General features: G+C 67.5%; 26 protein-coding genes. 1 reads left to right on the top strand and 25 read right to left on the bottom strand.

The features are described 5' to 3' along the window. Positions 1 to 353: 353 nt before the first annotated feature. The 14 genes from nusB to ROZ37_RS09280 all read right to left on the bottom strand — a co-directional run bounded on the left by nusB (position 354) and on the right by ROZ37_RS09280 (position 11,915). Entirely contained in the window at positions 354 to 794 is a 441-nt protein-coding gene (gene nusB / locus ROZ37_RS09345; protein WP_312659054.1) for a transcription antitermination factor NusB, read from the bottom strand. Then, on the bottom strand, positions 791 to 1,261 hold the full coding sequence (ribH, locus tag ROZ37_RS09340; RefSeq protein WP_312659053.1) for a 6,7-dimethyl-8-ribityllumazine synthase: 471 nt from the start codon (positions 1,259 to 1,261) through the stop codon (positions 791 to 793). The genes nusB and ribH overlap by 4 nt, the downstream gene beginning before the upstream one ends. Before the next feature lie 69 nt (positions 1,262 to 1,330). After that, a complete protein-coding gene (gene ribBA, locus ROZ37_RS09335) occupies positions 1,331 to 2,491 on the bottom strand; it encodes a bifunctional 3,4-dihydroxy-2-butanone-4-phosphate synthase/GTP cyclohydrolase II (RefSeq protein WP_312659051.1) in 1,161 nt (386 codons plus the stop codon). Then, positions 2,488 to 3,093: a riboflavin synthase gene (locus ROZ37_RS09330; RefSeq protein WP_312659049.1), complete on the bottom strand. Its 606-nt coding sequence runs from the start codon at positions 3,091 to 3,093 to the stop codon at positions 2,488 to 2,490. Before ROZ37_RS09330 ends, ribBA begins: the two co-directional genes overlap by 4 nt. A 182-nt stretch (positions 3,094 to 3,275) precedes the next feature. Beyond that, entirely contained in the window at positions 3,276 to 5,093 is a 1,818-nt protein-coding gene (dsbD, locus tag ROZ37_RS09325; RefSeq protein WP_312659047.1) for a protein-disulfide reductase DsbD, read from the bottom strand. Between the two features lie 99 nt (positions 5,094 to 5,192). Continuing rightward, positions 5,193 to 5,540 (bottom strand): divalent-cation tolerance protein CutA, encoded by a 348-nt coding sequence (cutA, locus tag ROZ37_RS09320; RefSeq protein ID WP_312659046.1) that lies wholly within the window; start codon positions 5,538 to 5,540, stop codon positions 5,193 to 5,195. A gap of 137 nt (positions 5,541 to 5,677) precedes the next feature. Continuing rightward, entirely contained in the window at positions 5,678 to 6,406 is a 729-nt protein-coding gene (locus ROZ37_RS09315) for an amino acid ABC transporter ATP-binding protein (protein WP_312659045.1), read from the bottom strand. 19 nt (positions 6,407 to 6,425) lie between these two features. Then, on the bottom strand, positions 6,426 to 7,106 hold the full coding sequence (locus ROZ37_RS09310; RefSeq protein WP_312659044.1) for an ABC transporter permease subunit: 681 nt from the start codon (positions 7,104 to 7,106) through the stop codon (positions 6,426 to 6,428). Position 7,107: 1 nt separating this feature from the next. After that, positions 7,108 to 7,845, bottom strand: coding sequence for an amino acid ABC transporter permease (locus tag ROZ37_RS09305; protein ID WP_312659043.1), 738 nt, complete (start codon positions 7,843 to 7,845; stop codon positions 7,108 to 7,110). A gap of 88 nt (positions 7,846 to 7,933) precedes the next feature. Then, positions 7,934 to 8,830 carry a transporter substrate-binding domain-containing protein gene (locus ROZ37_RS09300; protein WP_312659042.1) on the bottom strand — a complete coding sequence of 299 codons (897 nt, stop codon included), beginning with the start codon at positions 8,828 to 8,830 and terminating at the stop codon, positions 7,934 to 7,936. Positions 8,831 to 9,110: 280 nt separating this feature from the next. After that, on the bottom strand, positions 9,111 to 9,887 hold the full coding sequence (locus ROZ37_RS09295) for a ferredoxin--NADP reductase (RefSeq protein ID WP_312659040.1): 777 nt from the start codon (positions 9,885 to 9,887) through the stop codon (positions 9,111 to 9,113). A gap of 243 nt (positions 9,888 to 10,130) precedes the next feature. Continuing rightward, on the bottom strand, positions 10,131 to 10,628 hold the full coding sequence (locus tag ROZ37_RS09290) for a ferritin-like domain-containing protein (protein ID WP_312659039.1): 498 nt from the start codon (positions 10,626 to 10,628) through the stop codon (positions 10,131 to 10,133). Positions 10,629 to 10,716: 88 nt separating this feature from the next. Further along, positions 10,717 to 11,157 carry a universal stress protein gene (locus ROZ37_RS09285; protein WP_312659038.1) on the bottom strand — a complete coding sequence of 147 codons (441 nt, stop codon included), beginning with the start codon at positions 11,155 to 11,157 and terminating at the stop codon, positions 10,717 to 10,719. A gap of 11 nt (positions 11,158 to 11,168) precedes the next feature. Further along, a complete protein-coding gene (locus ROZ37_RS09280) occupies positions 11,169 to 11,915 on the bottom strand; it encodes a TerC family protein (RefSeq protein ID WP_312659037.1) in 747 nt (248 codons plus the stop codon). Positions 11,916 to 12,155: 240 nt separating this feature from the next. On the opposite strand from ROZ37_RS09280, the gene ROZ37_RS09275 reads away from it, so the two are divergent. Then, complete coding sequence (locus ROZ37_RS09275) at positions 12,156 to 12,467, top strand: DUF1992 domain-containing protein (protein ID WP_312659036.1); 312 nt, start codon at positions 12,156 to 12,158, stop codon at positions 12,465 to 12,467. Positions 12,468 to 12,474: 7 nt separating this feature from the next. Here ROZ37_RS09275 and ROZ37_RS09270 read toward each other — a convergent pair whose 3' ends face one another. The 11 genes from ROZ37_RS09270 to rocD all read right to left on the bottom strand — a co-directional run bounded on the left by ROZ37_RS09270 (position 12,475) and on the right by rocD (position 23,744). Next, the gene (locus tag ROZ37_RS09270; RefSeq protein ID WP_312659035.1) at positions 12,475 to 13,329 is read right to left on the bottom strand and encodes an ABC transporter permease; all 855 of its coding nucleotides are present in this window, start codon (positions 13,327 to 13,329) and stop codon (positions 12,475 to 12,477) included. A 4-nt stretch (positions 13,330 to 13,333) separates the two neighbouring features. Beyond that, positions 13,334 to 14,353: an ATP-binding cassette domain-containing protein gene (locus ROZ37_RS09265; RefSeq protein ID WP_312659034.1), complete on the bottom strand. Its 1,020-nt coding sequence runs from the start codon at positions 14,351 to 14,353 to the stop codon at positions 13,334 to 13,336. Positions 14,354 to 14,357: 4 nt separating this feature from the next. After that, positions 14,358 to 14,969: a glutathione S-transferase gene (locus tag ROZ37_RS09260; RefSeq protein ID WP_312659033.1), complete on the bottom strand. Its 612-nt coding sequence runs from the start codon at positions 14,967 to 14,969 to the stop codon at positions 14,358 to 14,360. Between the two features lie 21 nt (positions 14,970 to 14,990). After that, positions 14,991 to 15,638, bottom strand: coding sequence for an alpha/beta fold hydrolase (locus ROZ37_RS09255; protein WP_312659032.1), 648 nt, complete (start codon positions 15,636 to 15,638; stop codon positions 14,991 to 14,993). Beyond that, complete coding sequence (locus tag ROZ37_RS09250) at positions 15,635 to 15,955, bottom strand: (2Fe-2S) ferredoxin domain-containing protein (RefSeq protein WP_312659031.1); 321 nt, start codon at positions 15,953 to 15,955, stop codon at positions 15,635 to 15,637. Before ROZ37_RS09250 ends, ROZ37_RS09255 begins: the two co-directional genes overlap by 4 nt. A gap of 55 nt (positions 15,956 to 16,010) precedes the next feature. Further along, the gene (locus tag ROZ37_RS09245; RefSeq protein WP_312659030.1) at positions 16,011 to 17,123 is read right to left on the bottom strand and encodes a VanZ family protein; all 1,113 of its coding nucleotides are present in this window, start codon (positions 17,121 to 17,123) and stop codon (positions 16,011 to 16,013) included. 238 nt (positions 17,124 to 17,361) lie between these two features. Further along, complete coding sequence (locus tag ROZ37_RS09240; protein ID WP_312659029.1) at positions 17,362 to 17,877, bottom strand: SCP2 sterol-binding domain-containing protein; 516 nt, start codon at positions 17,875 to 17,877, stop codon at positions 17,362 to 17,364. A 22-nt stretch (positions 17,878 to 17,899) separates the two neighbouring features. Continuing rightward, entirely contained in the window at positions 17,900 to 18,796 is an 897-nt protein-coding gene (locus ROZ37_RS09235; protein ID WP_312659027.1) for a U32 family peptidase, read from the bottom strand. Positions 18,797 to 18,872: 76 nt separating this feature from the next. Beyond that, on the bottom strand, positions 18,873 to 19,883 hold the full coding sequence (locus ROZ37_RS09230; RefSeq protein ID WP_312659026.1) for a peptidase U32 family protein: 1,011 nt from the start codon (positions 19,881 to 19,883) through the stop codon (positions 18,873 to 18,875). A gap of 96 nt (positions 19,884 to 19,979) precedes the next feature. Next, positions 19,980 to 21,446, bottom strand: coding sequence for a sodium:solute symporter family protein (locus ROZ37_RS09225; protein WP_312659025.1), 1,467 nt, complete (start codon positions 21,444 to 21,446; stop codon positions 19,980 to 19,982). A gap of 144 nt (positions 21,447 to 21,590) precedes the next feature. Further along, complete coding sequence (gene rocD, locus ROZ37_RS09220; RefSeq protein WP_312659024.1) at positions 21,591 to 23,744, bottom strand: ornithine--oxo-acid transaminase; 2,154 nt, start codon at positions 23,742 to 23,744, stop codon at positions 21,591 to 21,593. Positions 23,745 to 23,848 lie beyond the last annotated feature (104 nt).

Here is a 23,848-nt window from a genome sequence, read left to right as displayed (position 1 = left end):
GCCCCATCGCTTCGAGAATGCGTTCGGTTAGCTGTTCCGACCGCGCTTCCCGATCGATAATCGCCCGCCGAAAAGGAAAAGCCCGAAACGCGTTGTCCGCGGTTCGGGCTTCATTTTTTGTTCCGTATCGTTTGGCAGCCCGCGGGGCGGCAGCGTTCGGGACGGGGCCGATGGCGCGGCATACAGCGCTTGCCTGTGGCGCCACTCCTTCGATTCATCAGCCGAGCGTCGGCCTCGCCTAGTTCTGGGCCATCGCGGGACGCAGCGCGCAGCGCGTACGAGCCTCCGACGGCGTCGAATCGCTCGCGCTTGACTGGGCTCCGACGACCCCCGCGCTTTGTGCGCCGGCGGCCTCAGCTGCTGCGGCCGGCCGCGATCTCCGTGGCGCGCAGCTTCGCCGCGAGCTTGTCGAGCACGCCGTTGACGAAGCGGTGTCCTTCGGTGCCGCCGTAGCCTTTTGCGAGTTCGATCGCTTCGTTGATGATGACGCGGTAGGGCGTGTCGAGACCGTTCTTGAGCTCGTGCGTGCCGAGCAGCAGGATCGCACGCTCGACCGGCGACAGCTCGTGCACCGGTCGATGGATGAAGGGCTCGAACTCCGCCTGCAGGGATTCGACGTTGTTCAGCGTGCCGCGCAGCAGGCTGACGAAAAGCTCGCGGTCGGCGCGCTCGAAGCCGGTGACTTGGGCGACGTGGTCCTCGATGACCGGCAGCGAGTTGCCCGACAGCAGCCACTGGTAGATTCCCTGCAGCGCGAACTCGCGCGCGCGGCGACGGGCCGCCTTGCCGCTCATCGGACTTTCTTCAGCAGGTTGGCCATTTCGACCGCGGTGCGGGCGCAGTCGGCGCCTTTTTCCTGCATCCGTGCGAGGGCCTGGTCGTCGTCCTCGGTCGTCAGCACGCCGTTCGCGATCGGCAGCCCGGCGTCGAGGCCGATCCGGTTGATGCCGCTGCCCATCTCGTTCGAAACCAGCTCGAAATGATAGGTCTCGCCGCGGATCACCGCGCCGAGCGCGATCAACGCGTCGTAGTGGCCGGTGCGTGCCATCGCCTGCAGCGTCAACGGGATCTCGAGTGCGCCGGGTACGGTCGCGATGCGCACAAGCTCGGGCGAGACGTCAAGGCGCAGCAGTTCGGCGGTGCAGGCCGACAGCAGGCCTTCGCAGACGTCCTGGTTGAAGCGGCTCATGACGATGCCGATGCGTAGCCCACGGCCGTCGAGGTCGATGTCGAATTCAGGAATGTTGTCGTAACGGGGCATTTTCGATTCTTGAAAAAAGGGACCGGGAGCGCGGCGCGGCCGCTGCTCCCGGTGCGGATGAATTGCGGCTCAGTCCGACTCGACGAAGCCGGTGATTTCGAGGCCGAAGCCGGCCATGCTCGGAATCTTGCGCGGGCTCGCGAGCAGCCGCATCTTGCCGACCTTCAGGTCGCGCAGGATCTGCGCGCCGACGCCGAACAGGCGGGCGTCCCATTTCGGCGCGTCGCCGCCGTCGCCACGCAGGCCGGCGAGCAGCTCGTTGCCCGACTGCGGTCGGTAAAGCAGCACGATGACGCCCTGTTCGGCCTGTGCGACGCGGGCGAAGGCCTGGTTCACGGGAAAGGTGTGGCGGCTGCGGTCGGGGTCGATGAAGTCCACGACCGAGATCGGTTCGTGCACCCGCACGATCGTTTCGCGGTCGGGGCGGATCTCGCCATGACTCAGCGCGAAATGCACTTCGCCGCTCGTCTTGTCTTCGAACGCCGCCAAACGGAATCGGCCATACGGCGTTTCGACGTCCTTTTCGGCGACGCGCTCGACCAGGTGCTCGTTCGCGGAACGGTATTCGATCAGGTCGCGGATCGCGCCGATCTTCAGGCCGTGTTCCTTCGCGAATTCGACGAGATCCGGCAGCCGCGCCATCGTGCCGTCGTCCTTCAGGATTTCGCAGATCACCGACGCCGGCTCGAGCCCGGCGAGCGCGGCGAGGTCGCAGCCGGCCTCGGTGTGTCCGGCGCGGATCAGGACGCCGCCCTTCTGCGCCATCAGCGGGAAGATGTGGCCGGGCTGGACGATGTCGGATGGTTTCGCGTGACGGGCGACCGCGGCTTCGACGGTGCGCGAGCGGTCGTGCGCCGAGATGCCGGTCGTGACGCCTTCGGCGGCTTCGATCGATGTCGTGAAGGCGGTGCCGTGCGGCGAGCGGTTGTCGCGCACCATCGGCTGCAGGCCGAGCTGGCGGCAGCGCGCTTCGGTCAGCGTCAGGCAGATCAGTCCGCGGCCGTGCTTGGCCATGAAATTGATCGCTTCCGGCGTCACGTGCTCCGCGGCGAGCACGAGGTCGCCCTCGTTCTCGCGGTCCTCCTCGTCGACGAGCACGACCATGCGGCCGGCGCGGATTTCTTCGATGATTTCGGTGATCGGTGCGAGCGTGCTCGCACCGCCGGACGCGCGATTCGCGGTGCTTTCCGCCACAGCCGTTTGCGGGATAAGCGGGGTGTTGGCGTTCATTGCGCGCCCTCCTCGCGCCACGCGAGCATGCGCTCGACGTAGCGTGCGATCAGGTCGATCTCGAGGTTCACCGGGCTGCCGGCGGCGAGACGCTTGAGGTTCGTCACCGCGACCGTGTGCGGGATCAGATTGATCGAGAAGTCGCGTCCTTCGACCTGGTTTACCGTCAGGCTCACGCCGTTGATGGTCGCCGAGCCTTTCTTCGCGATATAGCCGGCGAGCGAGGCCGGGGCGCGGATCACGAGTTCGTGGCTCTCGCCGACCGGCGCGAAGCGCACGACTTCACCGACGCCGTCGACGTGTCCCGTGACGAGGTGACCGCCGAGCCGGTCCGCGAGGCGCAGCGCCTTTTCGAGGTTGACCTCGTTGCCGACCTGGTCGAGCCCGGCGGTGCAGTTGAGCGTCTCGCGCGACACGTCGAAGCGGGCGAGCCGGCCGTCGAGCGCGACGACGGTCAGGCAGACGCCGCTGTTCGCGATGCTGTCGCCGATCTGCACGTCGGAGAGATCGAGATCGCCGGTGTCCACGGTGAGGCGGACGCCGTCCTGAAGGGGTTCGATGCGCTCGATGCGACCGCACGCGGCGATGATTCCGGAGAACATGGGAGGCACGCTGGCGAAAGGGGGAGCGGCAATTGTAGGCGAAAGTTGCCGGAAAACGGTGGATCGCCAGCAACTTTCAGTGTTGCCCGTTCCGCTACAAAATACTGGCGCGCCGGAGCGGAGCCGCCGTGGCGGAGGCAGGGAGGACCGGGCCGGGCGCCCGGGATGCCGAACGCGGGCCTTCAGCGCAGCGCGCGGTCGAGCAGTTCGGCGAACGCGCCGGCTTCCATGAAGCCGACGACGCGCAGGCCGTCGCGTTCCACCCCGCCCCGGTCGAAGAAGATCGTTCCGGGCGGGCCGAACAGGTTGAAGCGCTTCAGCAAGGCCTTGTCGTCGTCGTTGTTCGCCGTCACGTCGGCTTTCAGCAGCAGCATTCGATTCATCCGCGTCTGCACCGCGTCGTCGCTGAAAGTGAAGCGTTCCATCTCCTTGCACGAGACGCACCAGTCGGCATAGAAGTCGAGCATCACCGGCCGGTCGGCGGCGGCGAGGCGGGCGTCGAGTTCAGCGACCGAAGCGACTTTCTCGAAGCGAGGCTGGGTCGTCGCCGCCGCGGCGCCGCCGGTGCGCAGCACCGCCAGCGGCTGCAGCGGATCGCGCGAGCCGGCGAGCGCCCCGACGAGCATTGCGGCGCCGCCGATCAGCATCACGACGCCGACGCCCTTCCAGAAGCGGGACCAGCCTTTCGCATGCGCCGGCAGCGGGTCGAGCGCATGCAGGAAGATGCCGGAAAACACCAGCAGCGTGGCCCACGCGAGCATCGTCGCGACGGCCGGCACGACCGGCGTCAGCAGCCATAACGCGACGGCGAGCAGCATCACGCCGAACGCTTTCTTGACGCCCTCCATCCACGGCCCGACTTTCGGCAGCACCGAGCGCGCGGCGACGCCGACGGCGATCAGCGGCGCGCCCATGCCGAGCGCCATCACGAACAGCGCCACGCCGCCGAGCGTCGCGTTGCCGGTCTGCGCGATATACAGCAGCGCGCCGGCGAGCGGCGCCGCGACGCACGGGCCGACGATCAGCGCCGACAGCACGCCCATCACCGCGACGCCGCCAACATGTCCGCCTTTCTGGTGGTTCGCGGTCGAGCTCAGTCGGCTCTGCAGCGCGGTCGGCAGCTGCAGTTCGTAGAAGCCGAACATCGACAGCGACAGCAGCACGAACACCAGCGCGAATGCGCCGAGCACCCACGCGTTCTGCAGCGCGGCCGACAGCAGCGTGCCCGACAGGCCCGCGGCGACGCCCGCCAGTGCATACGCGATCGCCATGCCGAGCACGTACACGAGCGACAGCGCGAACGCGCGGCCGCGGGAGATGTGGTGACCCTGGCCGACGATGATGCCCGACAGGATCGGGATCATCGGGAAGGTGCAGGGCGTGAAGGCGAGCAGCAGGCCGAAGCCGAAGAAGCTCGCGAGCACCAGCGGCACGCTCGCGTCGCGCAGCAGGCCGGCGATGCGCCCGCTCTCGTCGCCGCTGACCTGCGTGCTGCCCGGAACGCTTTGCCCGGGCGCGGAGTCGCCGCCCGAGATCACGCGATCGAGAAAGCCGAGGCCGGTGCGGGTCGGTTTCGCGGTCAGATCGATGTCGGTGCTCTGCGGGGTCGGCGGGTAGCAGATGCCACCGTCCCAGCATCCCTGGCTCGTCGCCGTGAGCCGGAATTTCGTGACGCCGGGCGGCGCGGTCACCGGCAACAGGATCTTCACTTCGTCGCGGTAAGTCTCGACCTCGCCGAAAAATTCATCGTGCTTGATCTTGCCCGGCGCGCGCTCGGGCGTGCCGAGGACGACGGTCTCGGGATCGGCCGTGAACTTGAACTTGTCGCCGTACAGGTAGTAATCGTCGGCGACGTCGAACGTGACTTCGACGGTCGTCGGGTCGAGCGTGCGGGCGGCGAAACGGAAGGCTTTTTCGGGTTCGATCGGCTTGCCCTGCGCGTAAGCGGACAGGGCAACGGTGCTGACCAGCAGGGTCAGCCAGAGCAGGAGGCGACGCATCGGTTCGGAAGGGCGTGTCGGAATTGAGAGGATTTTAAGGTGTTGCCGGCGGCGAGTACTGGATCCCGATCAAACCGTATGTCCGCAATCGGGGCGCGATTACGGGGCTGCGCTGCTCCCGCTGGATGCCGCAGTCGTCTCGGCGGCGATCCAATCGAGGTATGCAGGCAAGCCCCGTACCTGAGGGACAGCAACGATCTCGGGAAGTTCGTACGGATGCCGGTCGCGGATCTCCGCTTCGAGGGCGGGGTAGCGTTCAGCCGTGGTCTTGATCAGCAGCGGAAACTCCTCCGCATCCTCGATGGCACCCTGCCAGCGATACACCGACCGACACGGCGCGAGGATGTTCACGCACGCGGCGAGGCGCAGTTCGACCAGGCGTGTCGCGAGCGCGTGGGCGGCCGCGGCGTCGGGAAGATTGGTCAGGACGACGAGGGTGTCGGTCATCGACGGTCTCCGTGAGTTATCGGGCGGGCTATACAGCGTGTCGCTGCAGCGGCGATGCGGCGAGGCAGAACGCCCCGCATCGCGCCTTCCGGCCAGGCTTTTGCAGTCTGCACGCGGCCCGCTAAAGCACGCCGCCGCTAGTGCTGCAGGATCTTCGCGAGGAAGTTCTGCGCGCGCTCCGAGCGCGGCTGGCCGAAGAATTCGTCCTTCGGCGCATCCTCGACGATGGCGCCGCGGTCCATGAAGATCACGCGGTGGGCGACCTTGCGCGCGAAGCCCATCTCGTGCGTCACGCACATCATCGTCATGCCCTCCTGCGCGAGTTCGACCATCACGTCGAGCACTTCGTTGATCATCTCGGGATCGAGCGCCGAAGTCGGTTCGTCGAACAGCATGCAGATCGGGTCCATCGCGAGCGCGCGCGCGATCGCGACCCGCTGCTGCTGGCCACCCGACAGTTGCCCCGGATATTTCGCCGCCTGGCTCTTCAGGCCGACCCGGTCGAGCAGCTTCAGGCCCTTGTCGACCGCTTCGTCGCGGCGGCGCCCGAGCACCTTGATCTGCGCGATCGTCAGGTTTTCGGTGATCGTCATGTGCGGGAACAGCTCGAAGTTCTGGAACACCATGCCGACTTTCGCGCGCAGCTTCGGCAGGTTCGTCTTCGGGTTCTCGACCGCGATGCCATCGACGACGATGCTGCCCTTCTGGAAGGGTTCGAGCGCGTTCACGCACTTGATCAGCGTCGACTTCCCCGAGCCGGAAGGGCCGCAGACGACGACCACTTCGCTCTTCTTCACCTGCGTCGTGCAATCGGTCAGCACCTGGAAGCTGCCGTACCACTTGGAAATGTTCTTGATCTCGATCACGTCGAAAGGCTCCCGGGTGTCAGCGGATGATCGCGATGCGGCTCTGCAGCCGCTTCACGAGCCGCGACAGGGTGAAGCAGATGATGAAATAGACCACCGCGACCGTCGTGTACATCTCGACCGGGCGCAGGTCGCGCTGCGTGATCTTGTCGGCGGCGCCGAAGAAGTCGGTCGCGCCGATCGCATACACGAGCGAGATGTCCTGGAACAGGATGATCGTCTGCGTCAGTAGCACCGGCAGCATGTTGCGGAAGGCCTGCGGCAGCACGACGAGGCGCATCGTCTGGCCGTACGTGAAGCCCATCGCGTAGCCGGCGGCGATCTGCCCACGCGGCACCGACTGGATGCCCGAGCGCATGATCTCCGAGTAATACGCGGCTTCGAACACGGTGAAGGTGAAGTACGCCGAGTTCGCCGCGCCGATCGGCATCGGCTTGCCGGTGATCGCCTGTAGCGCGAGCGGCAGGATCAGGTAGAACGCGAGAATCACCTGCACCAGCGGCACGCTGCGGAACACGTTGACGTAGCCGGCTGCGAACCATTGCAGCGGCGCGATCGACGACAGCCGCATCAGCGCCAGCAGCGTGCCGATGAGGATGCCGCCGAGCATCGCGACGATCGTGACCTGGATCGTGTAGCGCAGTCCTTCGAGGAGGAAGCCCCAGTTTTCGACGATGACCGAGAAGTCGAAGTCCGTCATCTCAGTTGCTCCCCTTGCCGCCGACGATCAGCCCCGGCACGCGGGTGCGGCGCTCGATGGAGGCGAGGAGCCGGTTCATCACGAACGCGAGCGCGAAGTACGCGAGGGTCACGACGATCGTGATCTCGAGCACCTGCGAAGTCTTTTCGATGATCTGCTTGTACTGGAAGTACAGCTCGAGGATGCCTACCGCGTAGGTCACGGCCGAGTTCTTGAAGATGTTCATCGCTTCCGACGTCAGCGCCGGAAGCACGATGCGGTACGCCATCGGCAGGCGCACGTGGCGGTACGTCTGCCATTCGGTGAAGCCGAGCGCGAGGCCGGCGGCGCGCTGGCCGCGCGAGAGCGAATTGATGCCTGCCTTCACCTGTTCGGCGATCCGCGCAGCCGTGTAGAGGCCGAGTCCGACGACGGCGATGACGACGTAGGGCAGGTCCTGCTTCATCCACAGGCCGAGCTTCTCCGGGACGAGCTCGGGCACGACGAAGAACCACATGAAAAGCTGGACGATCAGCGGCACGTTGCGGAACAGATCGACGTAGGCGTCGCCGATCCCGACGAGCCACCGGTTCGGCGTCGTGCGCATCACGCCGAGCGCCGAGCCGAGCAGCAGCGCGACCGCGAGCGACGCGAGTGACACGACCGTCGTCCAGCCCAGGCCCGAAAGGATCCAGTCGTAATACTTGAGACCGTCGTCGGTTTCCTGGAAGAAGAACATCCAGTTCCAGTGATAGTCCATTCGCGCCTCTTTGCTCCGCGGCGGCGCCGCGAAGCGTCGGATGAAAGGGAATGCGGCCGCGCGCGTCGCGCCGCGGCCACCGTTTCTGTTACTCGACGCCCTTGTCGGTGGGGTTCTCGAACGCCGCCTTCAGCGCGGGACTCATCGGGAAGTTCAGGTTCACGTTGCGCGGCGGAATCGGCTGCGTGAACCACTTGTTGTACAGCTTCTCGGCCTCGCCGGACTTCATCAGGCCGACCAGCGTCTTGTCCACGATCGCCTTGAACGGCGCGTCGTCCTTGCGCACCATCACGGCGTACGGTTCGTCGCGCAGTGACGGACCGACGATCGCGAACGCACTCGGGTTCTTCGAGCTGGCGATCAGGCCGGCGAGCAGGATGTCGTCCATCACGAACGCGGCGGCGCGCCCGCTCTCGACCATCAGGAACGAGTCGGCGTGGTCCTTGCCGTAAATGTTCTTGACGTCGATCGTCTTGCCCTTCTCGTTCTGCTTGATCAGCTGATCCGACGTCGTCCCCGTCGTCGTCACGACCGGCCTGCCGTCGAGGTCGCCGATGTCCTTGATGCCCGAATCCTTGCGCACGCCCATGCGCACGCTGGTGATGAAGTACGCGACCGAGAACCCGACCTGCTGCTGGCGCGCGACGCTGTTCGTCGTCGAGCCGCATTCGAGGTCGATCGTCCCGTTCTGCATCAGCGGGATGCGGTTCTGCGACGTGACGGCCTGGTAATTGACCTTCAGGTTCGGCATCTTCAACTCGGATTTCACCGCGTCGACGACTTTTGCGCAAAGATCCATCGCGTACCCGATCGGCTTTTGCTGCGCGTCGAGGTAGGAGAACGGCACCGAGGATTCCCGGTGACCGACGGTGATGGCGCCGCTGTCCTTGATCTTCTGCAGCGTTCCCGTGAGCTGGGCGTGGGCGGGGGCAGCGAGACCGGCTGCCGAGAGACTCAGGGCGATCATCGTGAGGGTCTTGCGCATGAACGATCTCCAGTCAGTTTGTTGTATGACGCGAGCGACACTTTAGCCCGCCGAAGTGCAGAAAGGCGTGATGCATGCTCGTCTTTCGCCATCCTAGGCCAAAGGGGCGCGGTGCGCAGCGCTTGCGGGAGCCGAAAACCGCCCGAAGTGAGGGCGCGGCCGCGGACACGGCAGGAAATCGCGTCGGCGACGACGATTTTCCGCTGCTCGGACGTGAGGTGCGACGCGGACGTGAAAAAAGGGGCCGCAGCCCCTTCGCGCCACTGAGACGCCCGCCGCCTCACTTCTCGACGAACGCGTGCTCGATGACGTAGTCGCCCGGGTCGCCGATGCGCTTCGACATCCGGAATCCACGCCGGTCGAGCAGCTCGCGTGAGTCCTTCAGCATCGCCGCGCTGCCGCAGATCATCACGCGGTCGACGGCGGGGTCGAGCGGCGGCAGACCGATGTCGGCGAAGAGCTTGCCGCTCTCGATGAGCTCGGTCAGCCGCCCCTGGTTGCGGAACGGCTCGCGCGTGACGGTGGGGTAGTAGATCAGCTTCTCGCGCACGAGATCGCCGAGAAACTCGTGCTGCGGCAGCTCGTGCGTGATGTAGTGCTCGTAGGCGACTTCGCTGACGTAGCGCACGCCGTGAATCAGGATGACCTTCTCGAAGCGATCGTAGACGTCGAGGTCGCGGATCACGCTCATGAACGGCGCGAGACCGGTGCCGGTCGAGAACAGGTACAGGTGCTTGCCGGGCAGCAGGTCGTGCAGCACCAGCGTGCCGGTCGGCTTGCGCGACACGAGCAGTTCGTCGCCGGGCTGGATCTTCTGCAGTCGCGAGGTCAGCGGGCCGTCGGGCACCTTGATGCTGAAGAACTCGAGATTTTCCTCGTAGTTCGGGCTCGCGATCGAATACGCACGCATCAGCGGGCGGCCGTCGACTTCGAGGCCGATCATCACGAACTGGCCGTTCTCGTAGCGCAGCGCCCGATCGCGCGTCGTCGTGAAGGAGAACAGCGTGTCGTTCCAGTGATGAACGCTGACGATCTTTTCAGTGATGAAGGCGGCCATGATGCGTGCGGATGTTCCTGGGTTCGAGGCGGCGGATTGTACTGCCGCACCGCACCGCAGCAAACCATATCGGCTAGCCAAAAAGTTATAAGTGCGCGGCGGCCGCGCTCAGCTCTCGAACGCTAGCGGGGCGGGCGAAACGAGCACGCGGAACTGGTTGGCACCGGCTGACGACGCCGGCGGGGCCGCGAGGCCGCCGGTGACGAAGGCGAGGAAGCTTCGCCGCACCGCGGCGCCGCGCACTCAGGCGAGCGGTGGCGCCGAGGATGCAGGGGGCGGTGTCGGCGACGAGGCGAACGCGGCGACGTCGCCGGGCTTGCGCAGCATCTTGTCGACTTCCGCCTGATGCAGCTCCTCGACTTCGATCATCCGGCGCGCGAACTCTTCGAGTGCGACGGAGCGGTCGGCGACGCGCGAGAGAAGGTCGCGGTAGAGCTGTAGCGCGGCGCGTTCCGCTTCGAGCGATTCGCGCAGGATCGCGCCGATGTCGTGCTTGTGGGCGTCGAGCAGCGGCCCGATCGTCAGCGAGGGGTAGGCGCCGAGCGTCGTGATCCATTCTCCGACGGCGCGCGCGTGCATCAGCGATTCGTCGGCCTGCTCGCGCAGCCACGACACGATCGGGATGCGCCCGAAACCGAACACGAGAAACGAGTAATGCGTGTAGCGCACGACTCCGGCAAGTTCGGACTCGAGAATGCGGTTCAGAGCTGCGACGACGGCTTCCTTGTCGAGTTCGTCCATGCGGTCCTCCTTGCGAGCATCGGTACGGCACCAGGCCGCGCCTCGCTACACTCTAGACCACCGCCGGCGAGGCTGCCGGCGACCCCGTTCAGGGCGCGATGGCAGGCTTCACGAGCGTCACCGGCACGTCGGAGCGCTTGAGCACTTCCTGTGCGACCGAACCGAGCAGCACCTGCATCAGCCCGGTACGGCCGTGCGAGCCGAGCACGATCTTGTCGATGCCGCGCTCCTTGGCGTAGCGGATGATCGTGTCGGCGACACGGCCGACGGCGATGTGGTGGGTGTAGGGAACGCCGGCCTCGTCGAGCATGCGACGGGCACCCGCAAGCTCGGCGATGCCTTCCTCGCGGCGGTAGTTCTCGAGTTCGTCGGCGCTGACGAAGAGGCGCGCGTGGCCCGAGTCGATCGGGAGCTGCACGTTGAACAGGTGAATGTCGACCTGCGCGTTGTTGCGGTACAGGTTGATCACGTGCGCGACTGCGCGGTTCGCGTTTTCCGAACCGTCGACCGGCACCAGTATCTTCAGCATCGGTTTCTCCGTTACGCCTTGTGCGAGGGATTCTTCGTCGGAGCGACGGCAAGCTCGACGATCGGGGCCGGCGCTTCGCCGCGCAGCCGCCGCGCGAGCACGCTGCCGAGCGCGACGACGAAGATCGCGCCGGCGACCGACGTCGCGTAATGCAGCCAAGACGGCGTGCCTTCGAGGTAAGGCTGCAGCACGACATCGCCGACCAACATGCCGCCGCCGATCCAGCCGAGCAGCGCCGCGCCGAGCGTGATGACCACGGGGAAGCGGTCCATCAGCTTCAGTACGAACTTGCTGCCCCAGACGATGACCGGGATGCTGACGATGATCCCGAATATGACGAGGCTGAGGTCGCCCTTCGCCGCGCCGGCGACCGCGATGACGTTGTCGATGCTCATCACCGCGTCGGCCACCACGATCGTCTTGATCGCGCCGAACAGATGCGCGCTGCCCTCGATATTGCCGTGCGCGCCCTCGTCCTCCGGCTGCATCAGCTTGACACCGATCCACAGCAGCAGCAGTCCGCCGACGATCTTGAGGAACGGCAGTTCGAGGAGCTGAAGCGCGAAGAAGATCAGCACGACGCGCAGCACGATCGCGCCCACTACCCCCCACGCGATGCCCTTGTTGCGCTGATGCTCGGGCAGCTTGCGGCAGGCGAGCGCGATCACGACCGCGTTGTCGCCGCCGAGCAGGATGTCGATCGCGATGATCTGCAGCACGGACACCCAGAACGCGGCGCCCATCATGGACTCGAACACGTAGAAACTCCTTCGTTGACGCGCCGTCGGGCGCTTGCGGGAGCGCGCGGCGATGGAACTTGGATGACGGACGCGCTATGTTCCGCACCGTCGCGGTGCTTGGCAAGCGGGATTGTGCCCGGCGGCGATTGCATGCCCCCCGGGTCACGTGCGCGCGAACCTTGCGTAGCAAGAAGGAGTCCCGAGCTGGTGCCGGCGACGCGGGCGCTGTCCGCAACCCCTTCTCGCGCAGCAAACGTCATGCCGTTATCGATCTTCGACCTCCTTGCCGAGCAGCGCATTGCCGACGCGATCAAGCGCGGCGAACTCGACAATCTGCCCGGCGCGGGCCGCCCGCTCGACCTCGACGACGATCCGCTGCTGTCACCGGAGCAGCGGATGGCGAATCGCATCCTGAAGAATGCCGGGGTCGTGCCGGCCGAAATCGGGCTGCGGCGCGAGATCGCCGCGCTGCGCGCGCGGCTCGCCAACGCCGACAACGTCGGTCATGACGCGCTGCGCCGGCGCCTCGGTTTCCTGATTGCTCAGCTCGGTGCGTTGCAGCGCAAGTGACCCTGGCTCAGCGGAGCAGGCGGCGTCGCGTCAGCGCGAGCGCGAGCCAGAACGCCACCGCCCCGTAGCCGAGCACGACCGCGAGGTGCAGCGCGATGTCCTCGGGCGCGCGGCCGAGCAGCAGCGGGCGGGCGAGTTCGATCGCGTGGGTCAAGGGCAGCAGCTTCGTCGCGGTTTGCAATAGCGCGGGAAGCTGCTCGATCGGGAAGAACACGCCTGACAGCAGCGTCATCGGCGTGACGAACAGCGTGAAGTAGTACATGAAGAAATCGAAGCTCGGCGCCAGTGCCGTCATCACGAGGCCCAGCGCGGCGAACGTGAGCCCGACGACGAAGATCAGCGGGGGCAGCCACAGCACGTAGCGCGTGTCGACGATGCCGGCGAGCGAGACGACGAGCAGGATCGCGAGGCCCGACAGCAAGGCCTTCGACGCCGCCCAGACCAGCTCGGCGAAGACAACGTCGTCGAGGTCGACCGGGGTGTTCATGATCGCCTCCCACGTCTTCTGCACGTGCATCCGCGAGAAGCCCGAATAGAGCACTTCGAAGGACGCCGCGTTCATCGTCGAATAGCAGACCATGCCGGCGGCGAGGAAACTGATGTAACGCACGCCGGCGACTTCGGGCACCAGCATGCCGATGCCGAAGCCGAGGCCGAACAGGTAGATCACCGGGTCGGCGAGATTGCCGAGCACCGACGGCAGCGCGAGCTTGCGCCAGACGAGGAAGTTGCGCCGCCACACCGGCACGAAGCGTCGCGACAGCTGTGGCGGGCGCCACGCGGAGCGCCCGCGCGGGCGGAGATCGGGAGCCGCGGTCGCGTCAAGGTCGTGGTCGTGCAGCTGCGAGGGTTGGCGGTCCATGCGATCAGTCCCGCAGCTCGCGGCCGGTGAGTTTCAGGAACACGTCCTCGAGGTTCGCCGGGCGGTGCAGGTAGCGCAGGCCGGATTGCGCGGCGAGGTGCGCGAGGAGGGGCGCGGCGTCCTCGACGTAACAGAACGCGGTTTCGCCGCTGACCTCATGGCGCCGGCAGAACTCCGCCGCGTGCCGTGCGGCCCACGCTTCGGCGTCCCCATCGGCGCCGTCGTGCCCGCGGCCGTTCCAGTCGCCGTAGACCTCGACGACCTGGGGCTCGATCTCCTTCGCGATCACGTCGCGTGGGCTGCCTTCGGTCAGGATCCGGCCGGCGTCGAGGATCGCGAGCCGGTCGGCGAGCCGCTCGGCTTCATCCATGAAATGCGTCGTCAGCAGTACCGTCGTGCCGGCGCGGATCAGCTGCTTCAGCCGCTCCCAGATCAGGTGGCGGGCCTGCGGGTCGAGGCCGGTCGTCGGCTCGTCGAGGATGAGCAGTTCGGGCCGGTTGACGAGCGCGCGGGCGAGCGTCAGGCGCCGCTTCATGCCGCCCGACAGCTGCTGGATGCGTGCGTCGCGCTTGCCCTCGAGGCCGGCGAACGCGAGAAGCTCCGGGACGCGGGCGAGGATCGTCGCGTCGTCGAGGCCGAAATAACGGCCATAGACGACCAGGTTCTCGCTGCAGGTGAAGTCCGGGTCGAGGCTGTCCTGCTGCGGCACGATGCCGACCCGCATCCGCGCCTCGCGCGCCCGTTCCGGCACCGGCAGTCCGGCGAGTCGGATCTCGCCCGCCGACGGCGCGGTGAGCCCGAGCGCGCAGCGCAGCGTCGTCGTCTTCCCGGCGCCGTTGGGCCCGAGCAGCGTGAAGCATTCGCCCGGACGCAGTTCGAGGTCGATGCCGGCGACGACATCGGTGTCGCCGTAGCGCTTCCGGAGGCCGCGGATCGACAGCGGCGGGCGCGGCGGCGCGGCGGCGAGCGCCGAGGCGGCCTCGTTGCTCGCTCGCCCGGAGGCACGAAGGGTCGCGCCCGACATGCGTTCAGCTAACCGGAGGCTTCGTGTCGACGAAGCTCTCGCGAGCGCACAGGCGCTCGGCGAGCGTCGCGAGCAGCGGATTTCGGGCGCGCCAGTCGAGCTCCGGTCGCCGCAGGTCGAGGTAGCCGAGCGCGACACCGACCGCGACGTCGCCGAGGCCGATGGCGTCGCCGTGCAGCCACTGGCGGTTGTGCGCGCGCCGTTCGAGCTCGGCGAGACTGCGTTCGATCTTGTCGATCTGGCGCGCGACTTCGCTCTCGCTGCGTTGCGCTTGCGGGCGGCGCCCTTCGAGGACGGTCGCGACCGCCGCGTCGATGATGCCGTCGGCGAGTGCCTCGGTCTGCCGTACGCGTACCGCTTCGAGCCGGTCCTCGGGCAGCATCGCCGGCGATGCGTCGAGCGTCTCGAGGTAGCCGGCGATGACTGGAGAATCGAAGAAAACCTCTCCGTCGTCGGTGACGAGCGCCGGCACCTTGCCGAGCGGGTTGATGTCGGGGACGCGCGTGTTCGCTTCCCACGGCGAATCGACGACCAGTTCGAACGGCAGCCGTTTCTCCGCGAGGAGGATGCGGATCTTGCGGGCGTACGGACTCGTCAGCGAGGCGAAGAGCTTCATGTGCGTCTCCTTGTCCGGCGTCTACAGCGGCGCCCAGTTGCGCGCGATGATGTCGCGGATCAGATGCAGCTTGCCGTGGAAGAAGTGGTCGGCGCCGGGCACGACGATGACCGGGAGATCCTGCGGCTTCGCCCATTCGAGGACGTTCGCGAGCGGGACGTTCTCGTCGTCGGCGCCGTGGATCACGAGCGTGTCTTTCGGCACGGTTTCGGTCGTGTAGCTGCGCGCGCCAGCCACCGCGCCGGTCGCGGTGCCGACGAGGACGATGCGCTTCGCCGGCGTGACGCCGCCGGCAAGCCGTTGCGCGACTCGGGTCTGGACGAATGCGCCGAACGAGAAGCCGCCGAGCGCCAGCGGCAGGCTGCCCCAGCGCGACTGCGCCCAGCTGATCACCGACAACATGTCCTCGGTTTCGGCGTCGCCGTGTTCGTGCCCACCTTCGCTCTTGCCGACGCCGCGGAAGTTCGGGCGCACCGCGACGTAGCCAAGTTCGCGGAAGCTGCGCGCGAGCGTGTGCGTGATCTTGTTCGTGTTCGCGCCGCCGAACAGCGGGTGCGGGTGGCAGACGAGCGCGATGCCGCGGACATCGGCCGGCGTGTCGATCAGCGCTTCGATCGCGCCGTCCGGTCCGCGCAGCAGCACCGATTCGGGAGTGGTCGGACGGTTCATGAGGCGTCGGGCAGGCGCAGGCGGGTCACGACGCGGCCATGCACGAGGTGCTCGTCGATGATCTCGTCGATGTCCTCCTGGTCGATGTAGGTGTACCAGACGTTGTCGGGATAGACGACCAGCACCGGGCCTTCGTCGCAGCGGTCGAGGCAGCCGGCCTTGTTGATGCGGATCTTGCCCCGGCCCTTGAGGCCGAGCGCGCCGATCCGATCCTTCGCGTAGGTCTGCATCGCGGTCGCGTTGTGGTTGTTGCAGCAGGTCTCGCCCGGGGCGCGCTGGTTGCAGCAGAAGAAAACGTGGTGCTTGAAATAGCTCATCGACATCTCCGTGGAGGGCAGCGCCGCGGCGCCCGGCCCGTGGACATGCCGCCGATTATAGCCGGGGCGTCGGGCCGTCCGCCGCGTCGCGCCCGTCGTCCAGATGCTCGCCGCGCCACAATCCGACGGCAGACAGGTAAGCGAGTGCGAGGAAGGGCCAAAGGTTCGCGGTGAGCTGGGTCAGGCCGTGGAAGTTGAGGAAATTGCCGGATTGCTGCAGCGCCCCGTCGAGGACGAAGTACGGGTTCTCGGGCAGCAGGTTCGTCAGCGTCGTTGCGGTGAGCAGCGTCAGTCCGGCGAGCGCGTGCTGCAGCAGACGCGGCAGCACCAGCGCGATCGCGAGCAGCGCGATGCCGTACAGTAGGCCGCGGGACGTCCCGGGCGTCAGCCACAGTAGGGCCGCACCGGATGCGTAGAACGACGACGTCGCGATCGCTTTCGCGCCGATGCCGAGCAGCAGCAGGAGCACGATCGGCCACGGGCTCGCTTTGCGCATCATGCAGCGGGCGAAGAGACCGGCCGCGACCGTGGTCATTGCGACCAGCGTCGATTCGAGCTTGATGTAGCGTTCCGGATTGAAGTGCAGCGGCGTCGGCAGGCCGAGCATCTGGCGCAGGTCACCGCCGCCGAACAGCAGGCTCTCGGGCACGAGCTGCGCGAGCAGCCACAGGCCGAGCAACATCAGCCCGAGATCGCCCGAATGTCCGGCGATGATGCGCTCGCTGCGCCACCGATGCAGCCAGCCGCTGCGGTCGAACAGCGCGTGACCCCACCGCGCGCCGAGCAAGGCGCCGAGGAAGCCGCCGGCGATGTTCATGCCGAGGTCGATGTTCGAGGACACCCGGGTCGGCAGGAAATTCTGCGTGACTTCCATCGTGAAGCTCAGCGTGGTGGCAATCAGCGTTGCGACGATGACGGCTCCCGCAGGGCCGAGGCGGGCCGGCAAGGCGGGTGCGAGCACGAAGCCGAACGGCAGGAAGCCGAGCAGGTTGAGCACGATGTCCGCGGCGCGGTAGTACTTGGGCCACGGCGCGGACAGGAAGTCGAGCAGCGGCAGCCCGGTCGGCCTCCATCCAGTGAGCGGATGCAGGCACGCGTAGACGATCAGTATTCCGTAGGCGACGGCGAGGTGGCGCGGCAGGGCGGAAACGTCGCGCGCGACGGGCATCGGCGGGTCCGGGGGATGGGTTCGGCGACCTGCATTCTAGCCCGGATGGCGCACGGTCCGCCGAGCGGAGCCGATGCGGACAGTCACCGTCCGCGCGGGGCGGGAGCTCGGTGGAGACCAGCGATCGGCGAATGGTCCCGAGCGGCCCGCTCGTTCGGCGAAGGTGGGATTCGAGCCGGCGGCGTCGATCCGGATCGAGGCGCCGGAAAGCGACGCGGCGCGGGCGGACCCCCGAGCGTCAGAACGGCCGGCTGTCGGACGCGGCGCTGCGGCCTGTCGTGCAACGGGCGAGCGGATTCAGGCGGCGCAGCACGCTGGAAGGCGAGTATTCCTTTTGCAGCGCGTCCCAGTCGACGGCGTCGAGCGTGTTCTTCACGAGCAGGCCGAGGTCGGTGTCGCCTTCGGTCAGCAGCCGCCGGCCGAAGAACAGCGTGTCGGCGTCCTCCTCGCGCAGCGCGAGCGCGAGGTAGTCGCGCACGTTCGCGGTCAGCGTCAGATCGGGCGTGCCGCCGGCGTTGAGCGGACGGAAGCCGCGCGGGCCGAAGGTGAAGTCGAGCGTCAGGCCGGCGTCACGGACCTTGATGCGCAAGTGACGCCCGGTGAGCGGTTCGAGGTCGTCACGCGACAGCACGCGGTCGAGGGCAAGATTCAGCGCGGTCGTCAGCGCGAACGTCGGCGGGCGCTGCGGCAGGTGCGCGGCGAGGCGGGCGAGCGATGGCGGCAGTGTGAAGGCGGGGATGCTGAGCGTCGACATGGGGCGGACTCCGGGAATCGGTTCAGGAAGCGACGAACTGCTCGACGCCGGGACGGCCATGCCAGAAGCCGTTGCACGGCGCTTCGACCATCCACTCGGTGCTGCGACGGAACGCCTCCTGCGACGGGAGGTCGCCCGCCGTCGCGTCGCGGAAGAGTTCGAGCACCTTCACCGTGTGCTCGCCTTGCGGGCTCACGCGCACGACCTGCGCGGACTGACGCACCGACTGCAGGTCACCGAGCAGGTTATGCACGCGCGCCGATTGCGTCTGCACGCCGTTCAGCGTCAGGAAGGGTTCGCCCTCGCGCGTGCGCAGCATCAGGCCGTCGTTGATCCCGAGGCAGCGGAACTCGCAGGTGTCCTTCTGCAGGTTGTAGTGGCGCGCCGTGAAGCAGCGCGCCGAATGCGCGAGCGGCAGCCGGCCCCAACCGAGGACTTCGGTTTCGATTGCCGGTGCGCCGCTGCCGAGGAGTTCGGTGAGCACTGCGCCGGACATTTCCGGCGGCGCGACCCAGCGCGTCGCGCCGGCCTCTGCCATCAGGCCGAGCGTCGCGGGGTTGAAGATGTTCAGCGTCGGGCCGGCGATCCAGTCGCGCCGGCCGGCGGCCGTCAGCAGCCGGACGGCGGACATGTCGTTCGCCTCGACGCGGAAGTCCGCCTGCGCGACGATGCGGCGCAGCGCCTTCAGGTCGGATTCGGACTCGATCAGCGACTGCGACGACATCACTGCGTCCTTGCCGGCTGCCTTCAGCATCGCGGCGACGTCGAGCCAGTCGTCGAGGCGCAGCTCGTGCCGGCGCGAGCAGACGGTTTCGCCGAGATAGACGGTGTTTACGGGGCTGTCGGCGATCTGTGCGTAGAAGTCGAGCGTCGCCTGGCGGGGCCAGTAGTAAAGGAGGGGGCCGAGCGCAATTTTCATCGGTTCATTTCCAGACGGATCGCGGTGGCGATCGGACGCGGTTGCGGCGGGAGGCCGGGTGCGGCCTGCCGCGGCGTCATTTCCAGGGGCGGTAGTAGGCGCCGAGCGTGTGGCTGCGCCCTTCGGAGACCTTGTCGAGTTCGGCGATCCACCCGGGCTGCACCGAGTAGCTGTCGATGTCGCGCGTGACGCGGTCGAGCGCATCGCGCCACACGCGGGTGACCTGGCCGGTGTAGGCCGGGCTGCGTTGACGTCCCTCGATCTTGATCGCGCGCACGCCGGCACGGACGAGATCGGGCAGCAGTTCGAGCGTGTTCAGGCTCGTCGGCTCCTCGATCGCGTAGTAGGTCTCGCCGTTGACGTCGAAGCGGCCCTTGCACAGCGTCGGGTAGCCGGCGCGCTCGCCGTCGCCGAAGCGGTCGATCAGGATGCCGTTGAGGCGCGTCTCCATGCCTTGCGGCGTCTGCTCCCAGCGCACGTGCTTGCCCGGCGAGCACGCGCCGTTGCAGTTCGGAGATTCGCCGGTCGCATAGGCGGACAGCGCGCAGCGGCCCTCGACCATCACGCACAGCCCGCCGAAGCCGAACACCTCGATCTCGACGTCGGTGTTCGCGATGACCTGCTCGACCTGCGGTAGTGACAGCACGCGCGGCAGCACCGCGCGCTGGATGCCGAAGCGCTCGGCGTAGAAGTTGATCGCCTCGTAGCTCGTCGCCGAGCCCTGCACCGACAGGTGCAGCCGCAGCTGCGGATGGGTCCTCTGCGCATAGGCCATCAGGCCGGGGTCGGCGACGATGATCGCGTCGATGCCGAGGTCGGCGGCGCGGTCGACGGCGGCGGTCCAGCCGGACCAGTTCGACGCCTGCGGGTAGGTGTTCAGCGCGAGCAGCACCTTGCGCTTGCGGTCGTGCGCGTAACGCACGCCTTCGTTCATCGCCTTCGCGTCGAAGTTGAGGCCGGTGAAGTTCCGTGCGTTGGTCGCGTCCTTGAAGCCGAGATAGACGCAATCGGCGCCGTGGTCGACCGCCGTCTTCAGCGCCGGCAGGCTTCCTGCCGGGCAGACTAGTTCGATTTTGGTATTGGTCATGTCGGGGGCGGGAAAAAAGCTCCGCCACCATAGTTCGCGCGGCCCGCGGGCGCGTTGACGGGCATCAAGGCGCGGCGCCGCGGTGCAGCGAAAAACCTATCGGACGCCCGGCGATTCCGCTTGCGGCTCGAGGTGCGCCGCGACGTGGCCGTGCGTCGGCTTGACGAGCGTCTGCGGCAGCAGCGAACCCGCGATCATCGCGACGATGCCGGCGAGCATGCCGGCGAAATGCGGCGGCACGTCGGCCTCGGGGGCGACGATTTCGAGCAGGACCCAGACGACGAGGCCGGCGAGGATCGACGCGAGTGCGCCCTGGGTGCTCGCGCGCTTCCAGTACAGGCCGAACGCGAGCGGCACGAACGCGGTCGCGAGCGTGACCTTGTACGCGTTCTCGACCATGCCGTGGATGCTCTCGTCGGTATGCGTCGCGTACCAGGTGATCAGCAGCGCGAACGCAACGACGACGATGCGCGTGAGCCACAGGAAGCCGCGGTCGCTGACCCGGCCGAAGGTGCCGCGCAGGATGTTCTCCGAGAAGGTCACCGACGGCGCGAGCAGCGTGCCCGACGCGGTGCTCATGATCGCCGACAGCAGCGCGCCGAAGAACATCACCTGCGCGAAGAGCGGCGTGTGCTGCAGGATCAGCTGCGGCAGGATCCGCTGGCTGTCGGTCTCCTGAAGTCGAGCGACGAGTGCCGGGTCGATCAGCGTCGCCGAATACGCGATGAAGAGCGGCACGAACGCGAACACGAAGTAGCCGGATCCGCCGAGGAGCGTGCCGCGCACTGCGGTCTTCTCGTTGCGCGCCGAATTCAGGCGCTGGAACACGTCCTGCTGCGGAATCGAGCCGAAGCCCATCGTCAGGATGCCGGCGAGGAAGGCGATGATGTCTTTCGCGTCGAACGCGGGGAGGAAGTTCAGCTTGCCCGACTCTGTCGCGTGCATGACGACGGTGTCGACGCCGCCCGCCATGTCGCCGACGAGCCACGCGATGTAGAGCAGTCCGACGACGATGATGATCATCTGCATGAAGTCGGTCAGCGCGACCGACCACATGCCGCCGAACAGCGTGTAGACAAGCACGATGCCGGCCCCGATCAGCATCCCAGTCTCGTTCGCGATCGCGCCGTCCGACAGGATGTTGAAGACGAGGCCGAGCGCGGTGATCTGCGCCGCGACCCAGCCGAGGTACGAAATGACGATCGCGGACGAGCACAGCACCTCGACCGTGCGGCCGTAACGCAGCCGGTAGTAGTCGCCGAGCGTCAGCAGGTTAAGCCGGTACAGCGGGCGGGCGAAGAACAGGCCGACGAGGATCAGACACAGCGACGCGCCGAACGGATCGGACCACAGCCCGCGCAGGCCTTCGTCGATGAAGGTCGCCGAAATCCCGAGCACGGTTTCGGAGCCGAACCACGTCGCGAACACGGTCGCGGTGACGATGTAGAGCGGGAGATGACGGCCGGCGGCGACGTAGTCCGTCGTGCTCTTGACGCGCGTTGCCGCGTAAAGCCCGACCGCGATCGAAAGCAGTAGATAAGCGATGACGAAGCCGATCAGCATGGGCGGACTCTTCAGGGAATGCGGCGCTGGAGAAAATTTGCGGGCCGCAGTTTAGCAACGAATTCCACCGCAGGGGGTGGTGAAACCCCCTGAATTCGTGGAATTTTTGCGATGCCGAAGATCGTCCGCCGAAGCGGTGGGGGATCAGCCGGGCAGCGGCTGCCCGCGCCGTCGCGCGGCCTCCGCGAGGGTGTCGAGAATGACTCCCGCGGCCTCGTCGAGGACCGCCTCTTCGATCACGAGCGGCGGTGCGAAGCGCAGCACGGTGTGGTGCGTGTCCTTCGTCGCGATGCCGCGCGCGAGCAGTACGCGCGCGCCGGTGACCGCGTCGAGCCTGGCGCCGTCGAGCTCGATGCCGACCAGGAGGCCGCGGCCCCGCACGGCGGTGACGCAGTCCGGCGCGTCGTCGGAGAAGCGCTTCATCAGCCGCTGGCCCAGGTGCGCCGCGCGCTCCCACGGCCGTGTCTCTTCGAGCAGGTCGAGCACTTCGAGCGCGACGGCGGCCCCGAGCGGATTGCCGCCAAAGGTCGAGCCGTGGTCGCCCGGGTGGAACACGTCCATCACCGCCGAGTCGGCGAGGAAGGCCGAAACCGGCAGCAGGCCGCCGCCGAGCGCCTTGCCGAGGATGATTCCGTCCGGCCGCACGCCGTCGTGTTCGCACGCGAGCAGGCGGCCGGTGCGGCCGAGCCCGGTCTGGACTTCGTCGGCGATCAGCAGCACGTCGTGACGGCGGCAGATCTCGGCGCAGCGCCGCAGGTAGCCGTCGGGCGGCACGATGATGCCGCCCTCGCCCTGGACCGGTTCGACGAGGAAGGCCGCGGTGTGCTGCGTGATCGCCGCTTCGAGCGCATCGGCATCGCCGAACGGAATGCGGATAAAGCCGGGAGCGAAGGGCCCGAAGCCGTCGCGGTACTGCGGCTCCGAGGACATGCCGACGATCGTGATCGAGCGGCCGTGGAAGTTGTTCTCGCAGACGATGATCTCGGCGCGGTCCGCGGCGACGCCCTTGACCTTGTAGGCCCACTTGCGCGCGGCTTTCAGCGCGGTCTCGACCGCTTCGAGACCGGTGTTGACCGGCAGCGCGCGCTCGTAGCCGAAGAGCGCCGAGAGCCGTTCGAGCAGCAGTGGCAGGCGGTCGTTCGAATAGGCGCGCGACGTCAGCGCGAGGCGTTGCGCCTGGTCGTGCAGCGCGCGCACGAGGCGGGGGTTCGAATGGCCGAAGCTCACCGCGGAGTACGCGCTCATCATGTCGAGATAGCGCCGCCCCTCGACGTCCCACAGCCATACGCCGTCGCCGCGATGGAACACCGCCGGCAGCGGGTCGTAGTTGTGCGCGCCGAACTGCCGCTCCTTCGCGCGCAGCGCGTCGCTGCCCGGCCCGAGCGCGGCGCCCGCGAGCTCGGCGACCCACCCGGCGCCGACTTCGGCGCGGTCGAAATCCGGGACGTACTCGACGATCTCGAGCGCGACGAAATCGCTGCACGCGCGCAGCGACAGCAGCGTGCTCGACAGCTCCTCGGGGAGGATGCCGCCCGGCTCACGGCAGGTGACCGCCGGGAATGCGGCCGGGTCGAGCGCGTCGAGGTCGATCGTGACGCCGAACGCGACGGTGTTGCGTCGGACGGCGTCGAGCGCGTCCGCAAACACCGCGGCGAGCCCGCGCTCGCGGATCGCCTCCATGTCGAAGATGGTCACGCCGAGCCGCTTCAGGCGGTCGAACTCTTCGACTTCCCACGACCGCGCGCCGATGATGCAGATGTTTTCGGGCGACAACCGCGGCCCGCCGATTCCGGTCAGCAGCGGGCTGCCTTCGCCGAGCAGCGCCGCCAGTGGCATGCCGTGGACATTGCCGGAGTGCGTGCTCGCGGTCGTGTGGCTGTCGAGGTGCGCGTCGATCCAGATCAGCCCGAGTTCGCCGCGCCGCCCGACCCGGCCGGCGACCGCCGGCCAGGTGCCCATCGCGACCGAGTGGTCGCCGCCGAGCACGAGCGGGAACGCATCCGCATCGAGCGCTGCGATGCTGTCGGCGAGCCGCCGCGAGATTCCGCCGACGGCCGCGATGCGCGCTTCGAGCGTCGTGCCCGGCGCACGGTCGGCGTCCGGAAGCAGGGTTTCGTGCCAGTCGACGGCGATGCCCATCGCGCGTAGGCGTTGCAGGAGGCCCGACGCTTCGAGCGCCGCGGGCGCGGCATCGGGGCCCGCGCCGGGTGCGCCGAGCGCGGAGGCGACGCCGATGATTTTCACCGGCGCAAGCGCCTCCGTGTGAGTCGAGACATGAAGCGGAGCCGAATGGGTCATGGCCTTCCTCCCTGGTCGCAGTCGCTGCGGACGAACAAGTCAGAACGATCGAAAGTTCGACGGTGCGGTAAGGGAATCGTTCAGCAAAGCGCGCGCCCGGCGCG

Origin of the sequence: Aromatoleum sp., assembly GCF_032027225.1 — a bacterium.
Classification (GTDB): domain Bacteria; phylum Pseudomonadota; class Gammaproteobacteria; order Burkholderiales; family Rhodocyclaceae; genus Aromatoleum.
Note: the sequence above shows the minus strand (reverse complement) of the source record. Positions and strands in the feature narration are given on the sequence as shown.